14 protein-coding genes are annotated in these 16,984 nt (G+C 69.3%); 8 read left to right on the top strand and 6 right to left on the bottom strand.

Annotated elements, in window-relative coordinates; translation table 11 throughout:
- Nucleotides 1-3 precede the first annotated feature (3 nt).
- Genes ACLQ28_RS01295 through ACLQ28_RS01285 form a run of 3 tightly spaced genes read right to left on the bottom strand, consistent with a single transcriptional unit; the run spans nt 4 to nt 2,727 of the window.
- Complete coding sequence (locus ACLQ28_RS01295; protein WP_425684339.1) at nt 4-915, bottom strand: ABC transporter ATP-binding protein; 912 nt, start codon at nt 913-915, stop codon at nt 4-6.
- A complete protein-coding gene (locus tag ACLQ28_RS01290; protein ID WP_425684338.1) occupies nt 915-1,820 on the bottom strand; it encodes an ABC transporter permease in 906 nt (301 codons plus the stop codon). The genes ACLQ28_RS01295 and ACLQ28_RS01290 overlap by 1 nt, the downstream gene beginning before the upstream one ends.
- A complete protein-coding gene (locus ACLQ28_RS01285) occupies nt 1,813-2,727 on the bottom strand; it encodes an ABC transporter ATP-binding protein (RefSeq protein ID WP_425684337.1) in 915 nt (304 codons plus the stop codon). Before ACLQ28_RS01285 ends, ACLQ28_RS01290 begins: the two co-directional genes overlap by 8 nt.
- A 403-nt stretch (nt 2,728-3,130) precedes the next feature.
- On the opposite strand from ACLQ28_RS01285, the gene cysC reads away from it, so the two are divergent.
- The 3 genes from cysC to galT all read left to right on the top strand — a co-directional run bounded on the left by cysC (nt 3,131) and on the right by galT (nt 6,671).
- A complete protein-coding gene (gene cysC / locus ACLQ28_RS01280; RefSeq protein ID WP_425684336.1) occupies nt 3,131-4,660 on the top strand; it encodes an adenylyl-sulfate kinase in 1,530 nt (509 codons plus the stop codon).
- Nucleotides 4,661-4,773: 113 nt separating this feature from the next.
- Nucleotides 4,774-5,598 carry a DeoR/GlpR family DNA-binding transcription regulator gene (locus ACLQ28_RS01275; protein ID WP_425684335.1) on the top strand — a complete coding sequence of 275 codons (825 nt, stop codon included), beginning with the start codon at nt 4,774-4,776 and terminating at the stop codon, nt 5,596-5,598.
- Nucleotides 5,595-6,671, top strand: coding sequence for a galactose-1-phosphate uridylyltransferase (gene galT / locus ACLQ28_RS01270; RefSeq protein WP_425684334.1), 1,077 nt, complete (start codon nt 5,595-5,597; stop codon nt 6,669-6,671). The genes ACLQ28_RS01275 and galT overlap by 4 nt, the downstream gene beginning before the upstream one ends.
- 360 nt (nt 6,672-7,031) lie before the next feature.
- Here the strand turns inward: galT and ACLQ28_RS01265 are convergent, their stop codons facing one another.
- The 3 genes from ACLQ28_RS01265 to ACLQ28_RS01255 form a co-directional block, all read right to left on the bottom strand.
- Nucleotides 7,032-8,249 carry an NADP-dependent isocitrate dehydrogenase gene (locus tag ACLQ28_RS01265; protein ID WP_110563593.1) on the bottom strand — a complete coding sequence of 406 codons (1,218 nt, stop codon included), beginning with the start codon at nt 8,247-8,249 and terminating at the stop codon, nt 7,032-7,034.
- 441 nt (nt 8,250-8,690) lie between these two features.
- Nucleotides 8,691-9,641 (bottom strand): malate dehydrogenase, encoded by a 951-nt coding sequence (locus tag ACLQ28_RS01260; protein ID WP_425684333.1) that lies wholly within the window; start codon nt 9,639-9,641, stop codon nt 8,691-8,693.
- Between the two features lie 95 nt (nt 9,642-9,736).
- The gene (locus tag ACLQ28_RS01255) at nt 9,737-10,597 is read right to left on the bottom strand and encodes a bifunctional methylenetetrahydrofolate dehydrogenase/methenyltetrahydrofolate cyclohydrolase (protein ID WP_425684332.1); all 861 of its coding nucleotides are present in this window, start codon (nt 10,595-10,597) and stop codon (nt 9,737-9,739) included.
- 448 nt (nt 10,598-11,045) lie between these two features.
- Between ACLQ28_RS01255 and ACLQ28_RS01250 the strand changes: the two genes are divergently transcribed.
- The 5 genes from ACLQ28_RS01250 (at nt 11,046) to ACLQ28_RS01230 (ending at nt 16,923) form a co-directional block, all read left to right on the top strand.
- Complete coding sequence (locus tag ACLQ28_RS01250) at nt 11,046-12,647, top strand: peptide ABC transporter substrate-binding protein (protein ID WP_425684331.1); 1,602 nt, start codon at nt 11,046-11,048, stop codon at nt 12,645-12,647.
- Between the two features lie 196 nt (nt 12,648-12,843).
- Entirely contained in the window at nt 12,844-13,782 is a 939-nt protein-coding gene (locus ACLQ28_RS01245) for an ABC transporter permease (RefSeq protein WP_425684330.1), read from the top strand.
- A gap of 72 nt (nt 13,783-13,854) precedes the next feature.
- Nucleotides 13,855-14,811 carry an ABC transporter permease gene (locus ACLQ28_RS01240; RefSeq protein WP_425684329.1) on the top strand — a complete coding sequence of 319 codons (957 nt, stop codon included), beginning with the start codon at nt 13,855-13,857 and terminating at the stop codon, nt 14,809-14,811.
- A 65-nt stretch (nt 14,812-14,876) separates the two neighbouring features.
- Entirely contained in the window at nt 14,877-15,908 is a 1,032-nt protein-coding gene (locus tag ACLQ28_RS01235) for an ABC transporter ATP-binding protein (protein WP_425684328.1), read from the top strand.
- Complete coding sequence (locus ACLQ28_RS01230) at nt 15,889-16,923, top strand: ABC transporter ATP-binding protein (protein ID WP_110562998.1); 1,035 nt, start codon at nt 15,889-15,891, stop codon at nt 16,921-16,923. Before ACLQ28_RS01235 ends, ACLQ28_RS01230 begins: the two co-directional genes overlap by 20 nt.
- Nucleotides 16,924-16,984: the final 61 nt, after the last annotated feature.

The following is a 16,984-nucleotide window of genomic DNA, read 5'->3' as shown; positions in this document are numbered from 1 at the left end:
TTGTTAGGCCTCCACCAGGTAGGAGAAGACGCTCTCCAAAGACTCGTCGGACGGCACCAGTTGGCGCACCCGGATGCCTTGCTTGAGCGCGATCCGGGGTAGCGCCCGGGTGAAGGCGCCGTAGTCACCGGCCCGCACGGTCAGGCCCGTGGGGTCCAACTCGACCCCACTCACCGACGGCTCGGCGATCAGCGCGACGGCCAGCGCCCGGTCGTCGGTGGAGCGCACCGCGAAGACGTGCGGGCGATTGGTCATCAGCCGGCGGATGGTCCGGAAGTCACCGGAGGCCGCCAACCGGCCGGCCACCATCACCTGCACCGTCCCGGAGACCTGCTCGACCTCCTCCAGGATGTGCGAGCTGAACAGGATCGTCCGGCCGGCGTCACCCAACGTGTGCAGCAACTGCATCATGTGCAGCCGCTGGCGCGGGTCCATCCCGTTGAACGGTTCGTCGAGCAGCAGCACCTGCGGGTCGTGCACCAACGCGGCTGCCACCCGGGCCCGCTGCCGCATGCCCTTGGAGTACGTGCCGATCCGGCGGTCCTGCGCCGATTCCAGCTCCACCAGGTCGATCGCCCGTCGGGCGGCCTCCGCCGGATCGGCCAGCCGGTGCAGCTTCGCGCTGGCCAGCACGAACTCGTACGCGGTGAGGAAGCCCTGCACCGCTTCCCGTTCGCTGACCAGCCCCAACCGCCGGTAGACGTCCGGGTTGCGCCAGGTCGGCTCGTCGTCGAGGGTGACCGTGCCACGCGACGGCGCGAGGAACCCGGCCATCATGTGCAGCAGCGTGGTCTTGCCGGCGCCGTTCGGGCCGAGCAGGCCGGTCACGCCCGGCCCGAGGGCCATGCTGATGTCGTTCACAGCGACCACGTTGCCGTACCACCGGGACACCCCGGTCAGACTCAGCGTGCTCATCAGGAGGCGACCTTCCGGTAGCGGGCCAGCAGGAGGGCGGTCGCACCGGCGACCAACAGCACCGCGGCCAGGGCATAGACCGGGCCGAACCCGCCGATCGTCATCTCGCCCGAATCGCCCTCGACCAGCAGGTCACCCAGCGACCAGATGCCCACCCCCTGCACCAGGGTGGAGGGCGAGGCGAGCCCCGCCAGCTCGTTGGCGGCGCGCGACGGCAGGATGCTCAGCACCCCGACGATCGGGGTGGTCATGAGGAAGACCGCGACCACACCGCCGGCGGCGAAGGCCCGCTTGCCGGTCAGCGACGCGACCAGCAGCCCGATCGAGGCGAAGACCACCGCCCAGAGGCCGGCGTAGAGCAGCCCGGGCAGCAGGTCCAGCAGCTCGTTCCAGACCCCGCGCATGCCGGCCTTGGTGGTGAAAGCGGCACCCAGGAACATCACCAGCTGCGGCCCACCGAGCAGCAGCCAGAGCGCGGTGACGAGCGCCAGCAGCTTGGCCAACGCGTAGTCGGTGCGCGGCAGCGGTCGGGAGAAGTACAGCGGCAGCACCCCGCTGCGCAGGTCGCGGGAGACCAGCTCGGGCGCGGCCACCGCGACGAAGAAGATGACCAGCCAGCTCATCGCGTCGGCGAACTGGGCGTACGTGGCGACCACCTCGCCGATCTGGCTGCGTACGGCCGCGAGGGCCACCGCGACCAGGGTGACGATGCCGACCACCAGCCACGGGAAGATCTTGGCCTTGGCGCTGCGGCCGAACCCGAACGTGGTGCGCAGCCCGTGCAGGTAGAGCGCGCCGAAAACGTGCCGGCGGCCCAGCCTCGGGCCCTCGTAGCGCTGGTAGCCGATGTCGTGGATGACGCCGCTCGGCGCGGTGCGCACGGCGGCGGTAGACGGCTCAGGCATGGGTGATCTCCCTCGTGGCGAAGAGTTCGGCCACCCGGTGCCGGCGCTGGTCCAGTCGGTGTAGTGGCAGGTCCAGTTCGGCGACCGCGCCGAGGATCAGGTCGTAGGTGCCGTCGTCGGCGAGCGGCACGAGGAGCAGACGCCCGTCGCGCGCCACCGGCAGCTTGAGCGCCGTGAGCCGGGCGGCAAGCTCCTCGGTGCCCTCGCTGACCTCCACGGCGAGCACGTCGGTCGCCGAGGTCATCGCGGAGATGTGGTCGGCACGCAGCAGCTTGCCGCCGTCGATGGCGATCAGCGTGTCGCAGATCCGCTCCACCTCGCCGAGCAGGTGTGAGCAGACCAGCACGGAGATGCCGAACTCGGTGCCGATCCGGTGCACCAGGGCCAGCATGGCGTCGCGGCCGGACGGGTCCAGGCCGTTGGTCGGCTCGTCGAGCAACAGCAGGTCGGGGTCGTGCACCAGCGCCTGGGCCAGCTTGACCCGTTGCTTCATGCCAGTCGAGTAGCCACCGACCGGGCGATAGCGCTCCTCGTAGAGCCCGACGTGCCGCAGCGCCTCCGACGCCCGCTCGCGGGCGGCGGTGCGTGGCAGGCCACTCATCCGTCCGAGGTGGGTGACCAGCTCGGCGGCGGACAGGTCCGGCGGGAGGCAGTCATGCTCGGGCATGTAGCCGACGCGAGCACGGACCGCCGCCGGGTCGACGGTCGGGTCGATGCCGAGCACCGAGACCTGACCGCTGGTCGGGGCGATCAGGCCGAGCAGGATCTTGATCAGCGTGGATTTTCCGGCGCCGTTCGCGCCCACCAGGCCGATGATCCCGGGCTCGACGGCGACGGTGAGGTCGGTCAACGCAGTGACCCGACCTCCGTACGTCTTGGTGAGCGACTGGGTCGCGATCAGTGTCACGCCGCCCAGCGTAGGGAGTTGACGCCCACCGCGGACACCGGCGCGCCCCCGGCGCTTCCCTGATCCTTGCCGCAGCGGACCCCTAAGGTTCCCACGAAGGTGGTTGGAACGTTGTCGCCGGTTGCGCGTCCGGCGCGACCCCGCCTCGGGAAAGGCCAGTCCAGGGTGACACCATTCACCTCCCAGCCGGCTGGCCGTCGCGCCCGCGCCACCTGGGCGTCGAGCACTCCCGCGGCGAGTACGTCTTCTTCGCCGACGACGACTGGTTCGGTGTGGAGCCGGACGCGGTCATTGGGCCGGCGGATCCGGCGCTGATCCGCCCGCCCTGGTCGTGGAGTGGCGCCCTCGACCGATCGGCGGTCGGCTGCGAAACTGTGTGCCGGTCAGCGAGTGGGGGGTGTGGATGAGCAACGGCTGGGTGCTGCCCGACGAGGTGCTCCGGGACGCACCGGCGTACACGCCGCGTCCTGGTGAGCTCGCGGATCTGGAGCTGCTGCTGACCGGCGCGTACGCCCCTCTGAGCGGTTTCATGACCCGCGCCGACCTGGTGTCGGTCAGCCGACGAGGCCGGCTGGCCGACGGCACTCCGTGGCAGGTCGCGGTGACCCTCCAGGTGCCGGCCGCGCTGGCCCAGGGCTTCGATCCGCGCGACCCGGCCCGCCGGGCGCTGGTGCTGACCGACGGCGAGGGCGCGCCAGCGGCTGCCCTGGACGTGGCGGACGTCTGGCAGGTGCGCGAGGGCGTGGCAGGGGTGGGCGGCCAGATCCGGCGGCTCGGCGATGGCGGTCACGGCCCGTTCCAGCGACTGCGCCGCAGCCCGGAGGAGGTCCGCGCGCTGCTGCCCCCGGGTCGGGTGCTCGGGGTGATCGCCGACCGGCCGCTGCATCGTCCGCAGCTCGCGCAGATCGCCCACGCTGCCCGCACCTTGGCCGCGCACCTGCTCGTGATGATCCCGGTCGGTGAGGGTGGCGTCGCTGGGCTTCCACCGGAGTCACTGGTGCGCACCATCTTCGCCGCCCGGGACCGGATGCCGCCCGCCACCGTGGTCGCGGTGCCGCTGTCGCACCGGCGGGAGGAGATCAGCGACGCGCTGCTGCGCGCCCGGGTCTCCGCCGCGTACGGCGTCACCCACCTGCTCTCCACCGGGGAGATGCTCTCCGGTGCCGGGCTGCGGGTGCTGGTGCCGCGCGAACTCGCGTACGACAACCGGGACGGGCAGTGGCGCTGGCGGGAGGACATCCCACCGCGCAACCGTCGGCTCGCGCTGACTCAGCAGGAGATCGACGACCTGCTCGATCGGGGCTTCCCGTTGCCGGAGTGGCACACCCCGCCGGCTGTGGCGAGGGAGTTGGCACGGGCCCGGCCACCGCGCCGGCACCGTGGGCTGGTGGTCTTCCTGACCGGCCTCTCCGGCTCCGGCAAGTCGACAATCGCCCGAGGGCTGGCGGACGCCTTGCGGGAGAGCGGCGACCGCACGGTGACCCTGCTCGACGGGGACGTGGTGCGCCGGGAGCTCTCTGCCGGGCTGGGCTTCAGCAAGACCGACCGGGATCTCAACGTGCGGCGGATCGGGTGGGTGGCCGCCGAGATCGCCCGGCACCGGGGGGTGGGCATCTGCTGCCCGATCGCCCCGTACGCGGCGGCCCGCGCAACCGCCCGTGAGATGGCCCTGGCCGCCGGGGCGGGTTTCGTGCTGGTGCACGTCGCCACTCCGCTGGAGGTGTGTGAGCGTCGGGACCGCAAGGGCCTGTACGCGCGAGCACGGGCCGGCCTGCTGACCGGGATGACCGGCATCGACGACCCGTACGAGGAGCCGACCGACGCCGACCTGGTGCTCGACACCACCGACCTGAGCGTCCCGGACGCGGTGCAGGCCGTGCTGCACCACCTGACCGAGACCGGTTGGGTGGAGCTGAAGGTCGCGTCTGCCTGACGGCGTCGCCGTACCCCGTTTCTTCCACCGCTGCCGGCTACGCGCTAGTGTTCATCTTTGTTGGAACACGTTCGACCGCGTGAGAGTACGTGGATCCCCGGGAGGCACGGCGAATGCTCGCTCAGCAGCGGCAGGCGGCCATCCTGGAGCGGGTCCGGTCGACCGGCGGTGTCCGAGTCAGCGAGTTGGCCGGCGAGTTCGGTGTCTCCGACATGACCATCCGGCGCGATCTGGAGGCGCTGCACGAGCGTGGCCTGCTGGCCAAGGTGCATGGCGGCGCCACGACAGCCGGGTCGAGCTCGACCGACGAGCCGGGCTTTGACGCCAAGTCGGTCCGCCAACTGTCGGAGAAGGCCGCCATCGCGGACCGGGCGGCCCAACTGGTCCGGCCTGGCGCGGCGGTCGCGCTCTCCGCCGGCACCACCACGGCCGAGCTGGCCCGGAGGCTGGTGGACGTGCCCGGCCTGACCGTGGTGACCAACTCGCTGCCGGTGGCCGAGATTTTGCACGCCGGTGGTCGTCCGGACCAGACGGTCGTGCTCACCGGCGGCGTGCGTACGCCATCGGACGCGCTGGTCGGCCCACTCGCTGTCGGGGCCGTCCGGTCACTGCACCTGGACCTGCTCTTCCTGGGCGTCCACGGCATCACCGAACGTGCCGGCTTCACCACCCCGAACCTGATGGAGGCGGAGACCGACCGGGCGCTCGTGGCCGCAGCGGATCAGCTGGTGGTGCTCGCCGACCACACCAAGTGGGGCACGGTGGGCATCTCCTCGATCGTCGAGTTGGCAGCAGCACACGTACTGGTCAGCGACGACCGGTTGCCCCCGCCCGCACGACGGGTACTCGGCGAGCAGGTGGGCGAATTGATCATGGTAAAGGCGACAGGGGCGGGCCGCGCGTCGCGCACGCCAACAAGTGAGGAGGCGGCGCAGTGAAACGCACCGCGATCGACCTGGCCGACGGCCGGGAGCTGATCTACTTCGACGAGCGCGACGACGCGGTCCGCGACCAGCCGGACCGGCGCGATCTGCCGCCGCCGCCCCCTGCGTCACAGCTGCGCTACGACCCGCTGACCGACGAGTGGGTGGCGGTCGCCGTGCACCGGCAGACCCGCATCTTCCTCCCGCCGGCGAGCGAGTGCCCCCTCGACCCGTCGGTGGGCGACCGGCTGACCGAGATCCCCGCACCCGACTACGACGTCGTGGTCTTCGAGAACCGTTTCCCGTCGCTGAGCGGCCGAGTGGCCGACGAGCCCGGGGAAATCACCCCGTTCACAGCGGTTCGCCCAGGTCTCGGGCGGTGCGAGGTGGTCTGCTTCACCTCGGACCACAACGCCTCCTTCGCAAGCCTGCCTCCGCGCCGGGTCCGCACCGTGCTGGACGCACTCGCCGACCGCACCGAGGTGCTCGGGGAACTGCCCGGCGTGGAGCAGGTCTTCTGCTTCGAAAACCGGGGCGTCGAAATCGGCGTCACGCTGCACCACCCGCACGGGCAGATCTACGCGTACCCCTTCGTGACGCCGCGCACCCGCGCGATGCTGGGTGCGGCACGCCGGCACGCCGAGCGGACCGGCGGGGGCAACCTGTACGCGGACGTGCTGGCCGCCGAACGCGCCACCGGCGACCGGGTGGTCGCCGAGAACGAACACTGGACGGCGTTCGTGCCAGCGGCTGCCCGCTGGCCGTTCGAGGTGCACGTCGCGCCGAACCGTGTGGTGCCGGACATCCCGGCGCTCAGCGACAGCGAGCGGGACGCTTTCGGGCCGCTCTACCTGGATCTGCTACGCCGCTTCGACGGCCTGTTCGACATGCCGATGCCGTACATCTCGGCTTGGCACCAGGCACCCGTGCGGATCGACCGGGAGTTGGGCCACCTGCACCTGCAGCTGTTCAGCATCCGGCGGGCCAAGGACAAGCTGAAGTACCTGGCGGGCTCCGAGTCCGCCATGGGTGTCTTCATCAACGACATCGCCCCCGAGCGCGCCGCCGACCTGCTGCGCGCCGTCTGAGAGGGCGGGCGGCACCGCCTGTCGGCTCGCTGAGTGGTCGGCCCGGTGCGGGGACGACGGGCGGCTCGCCGCTAGGAGACGGCTGAAAACAGGGCGCGGGGGGCCCGGGACAGGGCCCCCCGCAGGGAAGGGACGGCTGGCTGTGCACGGCACAGCCGGGAAGGCTGGCTGATCGGCGCACGGGTGCCGCGGGTCGACCGTGGTCAACCTTCCTCGGACGCGACTGGCATCTCGTCCATCCTGGTCAACGAGGCGCGCCGGGCGAAGTGACGCCGACCGGCGCGTCGCCGCCGGAAACGCCGGAAACGCCGAAGCCCGCCGGCAGGTGCCGGCGGGCTCCGATCATGCGGTACGCCTGAATCAGGCGGCGATCCGACGGGCCAGGTTCTCGTCGAGCGCGTTCATGAACTCGTCGGTGGTGAGCCACGGAGCGTCGCGCGAGATGAGCAGCGAGAGGTCCTTGGTCATCTGGCCGCCCTCGACGGTGTCGACGATGACCTGCTCCAGCGTGTTGGCAAACTCGGTGACCGCCGGGGTGCCGTCCAGCTTGCCCCGGTGGGCCAGGCCCCGCGTCCAGGCGTAGATCGACGCGATCGGGTTCGTCGACGTCTTCTCACCCTTCTGCCACTGCCGGTAGTGCCGGGTGACGGTGCCGTGCGCGGCCTCGGCCTCGACGGTCCGGCCATCCGGGGAGAGCAGCACCGAGGTCATCAGGCCCAGCGAGCCGAAGCCCTGCGCGACGGTGTCGGACTGCACGTCACCGTCGTAGTTCTTGCAGGCCCAGACGTAGCCGCCCTCCCACTTGAGCGCGGCGGCGACCATGTCGTCGATCAGCCGGTGCTCGTAGGTGATGCCGGCAGCGGCGAACTCGGCCTTGAACTCGGCCTCGAACACCTCGGCGAAGATGTCCTTGAACCGACCGTCGTACGCCTTGAGGATGGTGTTCTTGGTGGACAGGTAGACCGGGTAGTTACGGTCCAGCCCGTACCGGAACGAGGCCCGGGCGAAGTCCCGGATCGACTCGTCGTAGTTGTACATGCCCATGGCGATGCCGCCGCCCGGGAAGTTGGCGACCTCCATCTCCATCGGCGCGCCGCCGTCGGCCGGGGTGTAGGTGATGGTCACCGTGCCCGGGCCGGGGACGACGAAGTCGGTGGCCTTGTACTGGTCACCGTGGGCGTGCCGGCCGATGATGATCGGCTTGGTCCAGCCCGGGACCAGCCGCGGCACGTTGGACATGATGATCGGCTCGCGGAAGACGACGCCGCCGAGGATGTTGCGGATGGTGCCGTTGGGCGACCGCCACATCTTCTTCAGGCCGAACTCCTCCACCCGGGCCTCGTCCGGGGTGATGGTCGCGCACTTGACGCCGACGCCGTGCTCCTTGATGGCGTTGGCGGCGTCAATGGTGACCTGGTCGTCGGTCTCGTCGCGGTGCTGGATCGACAGGTCGTAGTAGTGCAGGTCGACGTCGAGGTAGGGCAGGATCAGCTGCTCCCGGATCTGCTTCCAGATAATCCGGGTCATCTCGTCGCCGTCGAGTTCTACGACCGGGTTGTTTACCTTGATCTTCGCCATCGGCCGGCGCTCCTCTCGGGGGACATGCTCAAGCAGTACGAGCGTACTGCAATTGGGCCGGCAGCTCCCAGCCGGCCTCGACCGGCCGGCGGAAACCGGGCTGCACGGCACAGGGGTTCGCTGGCAGGATCGCCCGATGCCACTGAGCCGCACCCTCGGGTCTATCACGGTCACGGCACTCACCGACGCCGAGAGTGCCTTCTTCCAGCCCCGCACGGAGGCGTTTCCGCAGGCCACAGCGGCTCAATGGCAGGAGGCCGACCGGCGCGACCCCGACTCGGTGACCGCCGACGGGCAGTGGTGGCTGCCGTTCCGCAGCTTCGCGATCCGATCCGGTGACGGGCCGGTCACCCTGGTCGACGCGACGGGTGGGGGCGGACGGGTGGGGACGGGGACGGGCCCGCCGGCTTGGCCGGCGGGCCCTTCGAGTGGTGCGGGGAACTACATGCTGGAGATGTCGCCCTGCTTGGCGCGAACGGCTTCGGCGGCCTCCAGGAGGCTTGCGCGCTCGTCGGCGTCCAGGTCGGTCTCGACCACTCGCTTGACGCCCTCGGCGCCGATAGCGGCCTCGACACCGAGGTAGACACCGGAGATGCCGTACTCGCCGTCGACCCAGGCGCAGACCGGCATGACCTCGCCGGAGTCCTCGGCGACGGCCTTCGCCATCCGGGCCGCAGCAGCGGACGGGGCGTAGTACGCCGAGCCGGTCTTGAGCAGCGCGACGACCTCGGCACCACCGTTGCGGGTCTTGACGACCAGCTCCTCGATCTGCTCGGCCGGCATCGCTTCGCGCAGCGGCTTGCCGTTGACGGTGCTCTTCGACGGCACCGGGACCATGGTGTCCCCGTGCGAGCCGAGGGTCAGCGTGCGTACCGACGCCACCGGCACGTTCAGCGCCTCGGCGACGAAGTTGCTGAACCGGGCGGTGTCCAGCATGCCGGCCTGGCCGAGCACCCGGTTCTTCGGGAACTGGGTGGCGAGCTGCGCCAGCGCGGTCATCTCGTCCAGCGGGTTGGAGACCACGATGACGACGGCGTTCGGGGCGTACTTGGCAACGTTCTCCGCGACCTGGCGGACGATCTTCGCGTTGGTCTCCAGCAGGTCCATCCGGCTCATGCCGGGCTTCCGCGGCAGACCAGCGGTGATCACGACGACGTCGGAGCCCTCGATGTTCTCGTAGCCCTCACCGTTGGGGCCGGTGGTTACGCCGAGCACCTTGGTCTCGAAGCCCTCAATGGCCCGGGACTGGTTGAGGTCGAGCGCGAGGCCCGCGGGCTTGCCCTCCACGATGTCGGTGATCACTACGGTGTCGAAGACGTCGTACTCGGCCAGGCGCTGTGCGGTGGTGGAGCCGTAGAAGCCAGCCCCGACGACAGTGACCTTCTTACCCATGGTCGTCCCACTCCCTGATACCAGTCGGTTTTCCGGACCGTATCAGCCATCCTGGCACCGATCAGGCCAGGGGCGGACGGTTACGGACTTACACCTCAGCCGCGCTCGGCGCGCTCCACGACGTTCGTGAGCAGCATGGCGCGGGTCATCGGCCCCACACCGCCCGGCATGGGAACCAACGCGCCGGCCGTCTCGGCCACCTCGGGGTCCACATCGCCGGTGTAACGGCCCTTGCCGTCCGCGCCGATCACCCGAGTGATGCCGACGTCGACCACGACCGCACCCGGGTTGATCATGTCGCCGGTGAGCAGGCCCGGTACGCCGGCCGCGACGATGACGATGTCAGCGGCCCGGGTGTGCGAGGCGAGGTCGAGGGTGCCGGTGTGGCACAGGGTGACCGTGGCGTTCTCGCTGCGCCGGGTGAGCAGCAGGCCGAGCGGCCGACCGACGGTGTTGCCCCGACCGACGACCGCGACGGTGGCGCCGCGCAGCGCCACGTCGTGCCGGCGCAGCAACTCGACGATGCCGCGCGGGGTGCAGGGCAGCGGGCCGTCGTAGCCGAGGACCAGCCGGCCCAGGTTGACCGGGTGCAGGCCGTCGGCGTCCTTGTCCGGGTCGATCGACTCCAGCACCCGCTGGGTGTCGAGGTGGGCCGGCAGCGGCAACTGGACGATGTAGCCGTGGCACGCCGGGTCGGCGTTCAGCTCGGCCAGCACGTCTTCGACCTGCTGTTGCGTGGCGTCGGCCGGAAGCTCCCGGCGGATCGAGGCGATGCCCACCTCGGCGCAGTCGCGGTGCTTGCCGTTGACGTACGCCTGGCTGCCCGGGTCCGCCCCGACCAGGACCGTGCCCAGCCCGGGGGTGATGCCGCGTTCCGCGAGTGCCTTCACCCGTATCCGCAGCTCGTCCTTGATTTCCGCCGCAGTTGCCTTGCCGTCCAGAAGCGTCGCCGTCACGACCAGATCGTCTCACGGACACCGCCCGGGGTTCGGACGACCTCGCTCGGGCGGCCCACTGTCACCTGAGAACCACCGGATGGGCGTGACGGTCTGTGACGTGTCGCTAGTCACTCTCAGTCACATTTTGTGGATTCGGTCACTGTCGAATCAGACATGGTGGGGGCGCAAGGCAGGGACCGGACAGCGGGCCGAGAGGGCACCAGTCGGGCCGAGCCCGGCACAGTGGGCGCTGCATCCGGCCGAAAACTAGCAGTCCAACGACGTTTGAGTCGGTTTCCGCTAGCAGATCTGCTCGCCTTCAGCAAGCCGGGAAGCTCTGTTCCGTTACCCATCCGCAACCGCCTCGTTGCTGAAGGCCCGTCGCCGACCTACCGTTGCCGCTTGTTGCGCAGCGTAAACCCAGCGTCGGGCCTGACTGCGCAGCGTGAGGAGATGAGGAGGCTCAATGCGAGTTCGTAGACTCGCCGCCTGGACCGCCCTCCCGCTCGCGGTGACGCTGGGCCTCGCGGCCTGCGGCAGCGGCGGAGACGGTGGATCCGGCGGCAGCGACAGTTCAGCGGTCAGCATCCAGATCGCCGAGCCGAAGCACCTGGTTCCCACCAACACCACCGAGACGTCTGGGGCGCAGGTGCTCACCGGCCTGTTCAGCCCGCTCGTCGACTACGACGCCCAGAACAAGCCGTACGAGGTCGCAGCCGAGTCTGTGACGTCGTCCGACAACAAGGTCTGGACGATCAAGCTCAAGGACGGCTTCACCTTCCACAACGGTGAGAAGGTCACGTCCGAGGACTACATCAACGCCTGGAACTACGGCGCGTACGCCCCCAACGGTCAGGACAGCAACTACTTCTTCGAGAAGATCGCTGGCTACACCGACCTGCAGGGCAAGGCGCCCAAGGCCAAGGAGATGTCCGGGCTGAAGAAGGTCGACGACCTGACCTTCACCGTGACGCTGACCGACCCGTACATCGACTTCAAGACGGTGCTCGGCTACACCGCCTTCTACCCGATGCCGGACGCCGCGTTCTCGGCCCCGGGCGTGCTCAAGGACTCCTACGAGCAGGCTCCGATCGGGCAGGGCCCCTTCAAGATGAAGGGCACCTGGCAGCACGACAGCAAGATCGATGTCGAGCGCTACGACGCGTACCCGGGCGAGAAGCCCAAGGTCAAGAACATTGAGTTCCGGATCTACCAGCAGCTGACCGCGGCCTACGCGGACGTCCTGGCGGACAACCTGGACGTGCTGCCGACGATCCCGACCGAGAGCCTGAGCACCGCGCCGAGCGACCTGGGCGACCGGTACAAGACCAGCCCGATGTCGTCGTTCCAGTTCCTGTCGTTCCCGACGTTCGACAAGGACTACAGCAACCCGGACGTGCGTAAGGCCATCTCGATGGCGATCGACCGTGACGAGATCACCAAGTCGGTCTTCAAGGGTTCGCAGACGCCGGCGCGCTCCTTCGTCTCGCCGGTCCTGCCGGGCTACCGGGAGAACACCGCGGGCAAGGCCGGCGAGTTCAACCCGACCGAGGCCAAGAAGCTCTACCAGGCCGCCGGTGGTCCGTCGAAGATCGTCATCTCCTACAACGGCGACGGCGGTCACAAGGACTGGGTCGACGCCACGGTCAACCAGCTCAAGGCCAACCTGGGTGTCGACGCTGTCGGTTCGGCCGAGCCGAAGTTCGCCGACCTGCTGACCAAGGTCGAGAAGAAGCAGCCGGTGGGTATGTTCCGGATGGCCTGGGTCATGGACTACCCGACCATGGAGGACTACCTCGGCCCGCTGTACACCACGAACGGCTCGTCGAACTACTACGGCTACAGCAACCCGGACTTCGACCGGCTGGTCAAGGAGGGTTCCGCCGCCAAGACGCAGGACGAGGCGATCGCCAAGTACCAGCAGGCGGAGGACATCCTGGCCAAGGACATGCCGGTGATCCCGCTCCGCTTCGGCGAGAACGTGTTCGGCACCTCGTCCAAGGTCAAGAACGTGCAGATGGACCTGTTCCAGCGGGTCAACCTCGTCAAGATCGAAGCAGCCAGCTGAGCTGACCATGGTGCGGGCCACCCGGGCGAAGACGCCCGGGTGGCCCGGACCGCACCACCGGGGCCGGGCCGCAGCAGCGACCCGGCGTCGGTGGTGACGGCTCCCCCGGGCCGGACGGCACGTCTCGGATATTTCGGGTACGACCAGAGATGCCGTCCTGCGACCCTTTCGCACATTTCCGGAGAGACTGCTAAGCATGTTCCGCTACATCTTGCGGCGCCTACTGCAGATGGTCCTGGCGTTCTTCGGGACCACCCTGATCGTTTACGCGCTGACATTCGCCGGGCAGGGCGACCCCATCCAGGCGCTCGCCGGTGAGCGGCCGGTGACGCCAGCCCAACGGGCCTACCTGACCGAGAAGTACCACCTGGACGCCACCGGCGTGGGCGGCTTCTTCTACCGCTACTTCGACTACGTGAAGAACCTGCTCAAGGGCAACCTGGGCGAATCGCTCACGGGTCGGAACATCGGTGACATCCTTGAGCAAGCCTGGCCGGTCACCGTCCAGCTCGCGCTCATCGCGCTCGCCGTGGCGATCATCTTCGGCGTCAGCGCCGGCGTGATTGCCGGCATCCGCCGGGCCAGCATCTTCGACAACTCGACGCTGGTGCTGACCCTGCTGGTGCTGGGCATCCCGACCATCGTGCTGGCGCCGCTGGCGCAGTACTTCCTCGGCGTCAAGTGGCAGCTCTTCCCACCCACCGCCGGCTCCGACCCGACGTTCTACGCGCTCCTGCTGCCCGGCATCGTGCTCGGCTCACTGTCGCTGGCCACCGCCCTGCGGCTCACCCGGGCCTCGGTGGCGGAGAACCTGCGCGCGGACTACGTCCGGACCGCCCGCTCCAAGGGCCTGGTCAAGCGCCGGATCGTCGTCGTCCACGTGTTGCGCAACTCGCTCATCCCGGTGGTCACCTTCCTCGGTGTGGAACTGGGCAACCTGATGAGCGGCGCGATCATCACCGAGGGCGTCTTCAACATCCCCGGCGTGGGCTTCAACCTTTTCCGCGGCATCCGCACCGAGGACGGCCCCCTGGTGGTGGGCATCGTCAGTGTGCTCGTCGTGGTCTACCTGGTCTCGAACCTGGTGGTGGACGTCCTGTACGCCGTACTCGACCCGAGGATCCGCTATGAGTGAGCGCAGCGAACGAATCATCAGCGCAGCGTGCTTGGGCGCTCAGGCCGGCAGCGAGCGCAGCGAGGTGCAGGCATGAGTGATTTTGAAACGGTGGCGGCAAGCGAGAACCAGGCCGCGCGGCGGGGCCCCTCGGGCGAGCCGGGCACACCCAACCAGGTGGGCGCAGCGCACAAGCCTCGCAGCCTGGCCGGAGACGCCTGGCGCGACCTGCGCCGCAATCCGATCTTCTGGATCTCGCTGGCACTGGTCGTCACCTTCACTCTGATGGCGCTGCTCCCCGGCGTGTTCACCGCCAACAACCCGAACGACTGCGTGCTCTCCCGGCAGCACGCCGGGCCGTCCGGCGGGGCAATCTTCGGGTACGACTTCCAGGGCTGCGACACGTTCTCCCGGGCGGTCTACGGCACCCGGGCGTCGCTGATCGTCGGCGCGCTCGCCGCGCTCGGCACCGGGATCATCGCGCTGGTGGTCGGCATGTTGGCCGGCTACTTCGGCCGCTGGGTCGACGCGGTGCTGTCGCGGGTGATCGACGTGGTGCTCGGCATTCCGCTGCTGCTGGCCGCGATCGTGCTGCTCAAGCGGGTGTCCAGCGACAACCAGTGGGCTCGGATCGGCGCGGTGGTCTTCGTGCTCGCCCTCCTCGGCTGGACGACCGCCGCCCGGGTCGTGCGTTCCTCGGTGATCACCGCGAAGGAGCAGGACTACGTCGCGGCGGCCCGGATGCTCGGCGCCGGCAACGGCCGGATCATGTGGCGGCACATCCTGCCGAACTCGCTGGCACCGGCCATCGTCGTGCTGACCATCGCGCTCGGCTCGTTCATCGCAGCCGAGGCGACGCTCTCGTTCCTGGGCATCGGTCTGAAGGCACCGACCATCTCGTGGGGCCAGGACATCGACACCGGCCGCATCCACATGCGCGAGGCGGCCACACCGCTGATCGTCCCGTCCACCTTCCTCGCGTTGACCGTGCTGGCGTTCATCATGCTCGGCGACGCGATCCGTGACGCCTTCGACCCGAAGCTGCGGTGAGGCATGCGAGCGCGAGGAGTGAGCGTAGCGAGCCCCGCAGTCGCGAGCGAAAGGCAAGCACTGTCATGACTATTCAACCCACGCCAGCCTCCGCCACGCCCGAGGGCGGCCACCTGCTGGAGTTGCGGGACCTGCACATCGAGTTCCGCACCAACGAGGGCGTGGCCCGGGTGATCAACGGCGTCTCGTACCACCTCGACGCTGGCGAGACGCTGGCCGTGCTCGGCGAGTCGGGCTCGGGCAAGTCGGTCACCGCCCAGGCGATCATGGGCATTCTGGACACGCCGCCCGCTTTCATCCGTTCCGGCCAGATCCTCTACCAGGGTCAGGACCTGCTCACGCGCTCCGAGGAGCAGCGCCGGCAGATCCGCGGCTCGGAGATCGCGATGATCTTCCAGGACGCGCTCTCCGCGCTGAACCCGGTCTTTCCGGTCGGCTGGCAGATCGGCGAGACGCTGCGCCAGCGCGCCGGCATGTCCCGGGCCGACGCCCGGCGCCGCGCCGTCGAGTTGATGGACCTGGTCAAGATCCCGGGCGCCGCGAAGCGGGTCGGCGACTACCCGCACCAGTTCTCCGGCGGTATGCGGCAGCGCGTCATGATCGCCATGGCGCTGGCGCTGGACCCGAAGGTGCTGATCGCCGACGAGCCCACCACGGCACTCGACGTCACCGTGCAGGCCCAGATCATGGACCTGCTGGCCGACCTACGCCGGGAACTCAACATGGCGATGATCCTGATCACCCACGACCTGGGTGTGGTCGCCGGTGTCGCAGACCGGATCGCGGTCATGTACGCCGGCCGGATCGTCGAGCACGCCGACGTCCGTTCGCTCTACAAGGCGCCGGCCCACCCGTACACCAAGGGGTTGTTGGAGTCGATCCCGCGGTTGGACGTCCGTGGCCAGGAACTGTCGACGATCAAGGGGTTGCCGCCGAACCTGATGCGCATCCCGTCCGGCTGCCCGTTCCACCCGCGGTGCCCGTACGTCCAGCAGGTCTGCGTGGACGTCGTGCCGCACGACCTGGTCCTCGGCGACGGCCGGACCAGCGCTTGCCACTTCGCGCAGGAGGTCCGTGATGACAGCGTCGCCCGCTAACTCCACCAAGGTCCGCGGCGAGACCATCCTCTCCGTCGACAACCTGGTGAAGCATTTCCCGATCACCCAGGGCGTGCTGTTTCAGCGGCAGATCGGCGCGGTCAAGGCTGTCGACGGGGTGAGCTTCGAGCTGCGCCGGGGCGAGACGCTGGGTGTGGTCGGCGAGTCCGGTTGCGGCAAGTCCACCCTCGCCCGGCTGCTGATGCGGCTGGAGACGCCCACGTCCGGACAGGCAACCCTGGAGGGCAGGGACCTGTTCAAGGCTTCCGGGGGCGAGCTGCGTCGGCTGCGCCGCAACATGCAGATGGTGATGCAGGACCCGTACACCTCGCTGAACCCGCGGATGACCGTCGGCGACATCATCGGCGAGCCGTTCGAGATCCACCCGGATGCCGCGCCGAAGGGCAGCAAGCAGAAGCGGGTCCAGGAGCTGCTTGACCTGGTCGGGCTCAACCCGGAGCACATCAACCGGTACCCGCACCAGTTCTCCGGCGGTCAGCGTCAGCGCATCGGCATTGCCCGCGCCCTGGCGCTGAAGCCCGAGGTGATCGTCTGCGACGAGCCGGTGTCGGCTCTGGACGTCTCCATCCAGGCCCAGGTGATCAACCTGCTGAAGCAGTTGCAGGACGAGCTCGGGCTCTCGTACATCTTCATCGCCCACGACCTGTCCGTGGTGCGGCACATCGCCGACCGCGTCGCGGTGATGTACCTCGGCCGGATCGTCGAGATCGGCACCGACGACGAGATCTACGAGCGGGCCACCCACCCGTACACCCAGGCTCTGCTCTCTGCCGTGCCGGTGCCGGACCCGGAGGCCCGCGAGCAGCGCAACATGATCCGGCTGGTTGGCGACGTGCCTAGCCCGGCCGACCCGCCGAGCGGGTGCCACTTCCGGACCCGCTGCTGGAAGGCCCAGGACATCTGCGCCGTCGAAGACCCGGCGACCGTCCCCCGCGCAGCGGACCCACACCCGTCCGCCTGCCACTTCGCGGAGCTGCGCCCCGCAACCCCCTGACCCAACCCACCCACCCCACTCCCCAACCACGGTGACCATGGGGTTGACGGGCCGTTTCGTC

Origin of the sequence: Micromonospora sp. DT201 (genome assembly GCF_049841575.1) — a bacterium.
In the GTDB taxonomy this organism is placed as follows: Bacteria; Actinomycetota; Actinomycetes; order Mycobacteriales; family Micromonosporaceae; genus Micromonospora.
Note: the sequence above shows the minus strand (reverse complement) of the source record. Positions and strands in the feature narration are given on the sequence as shown.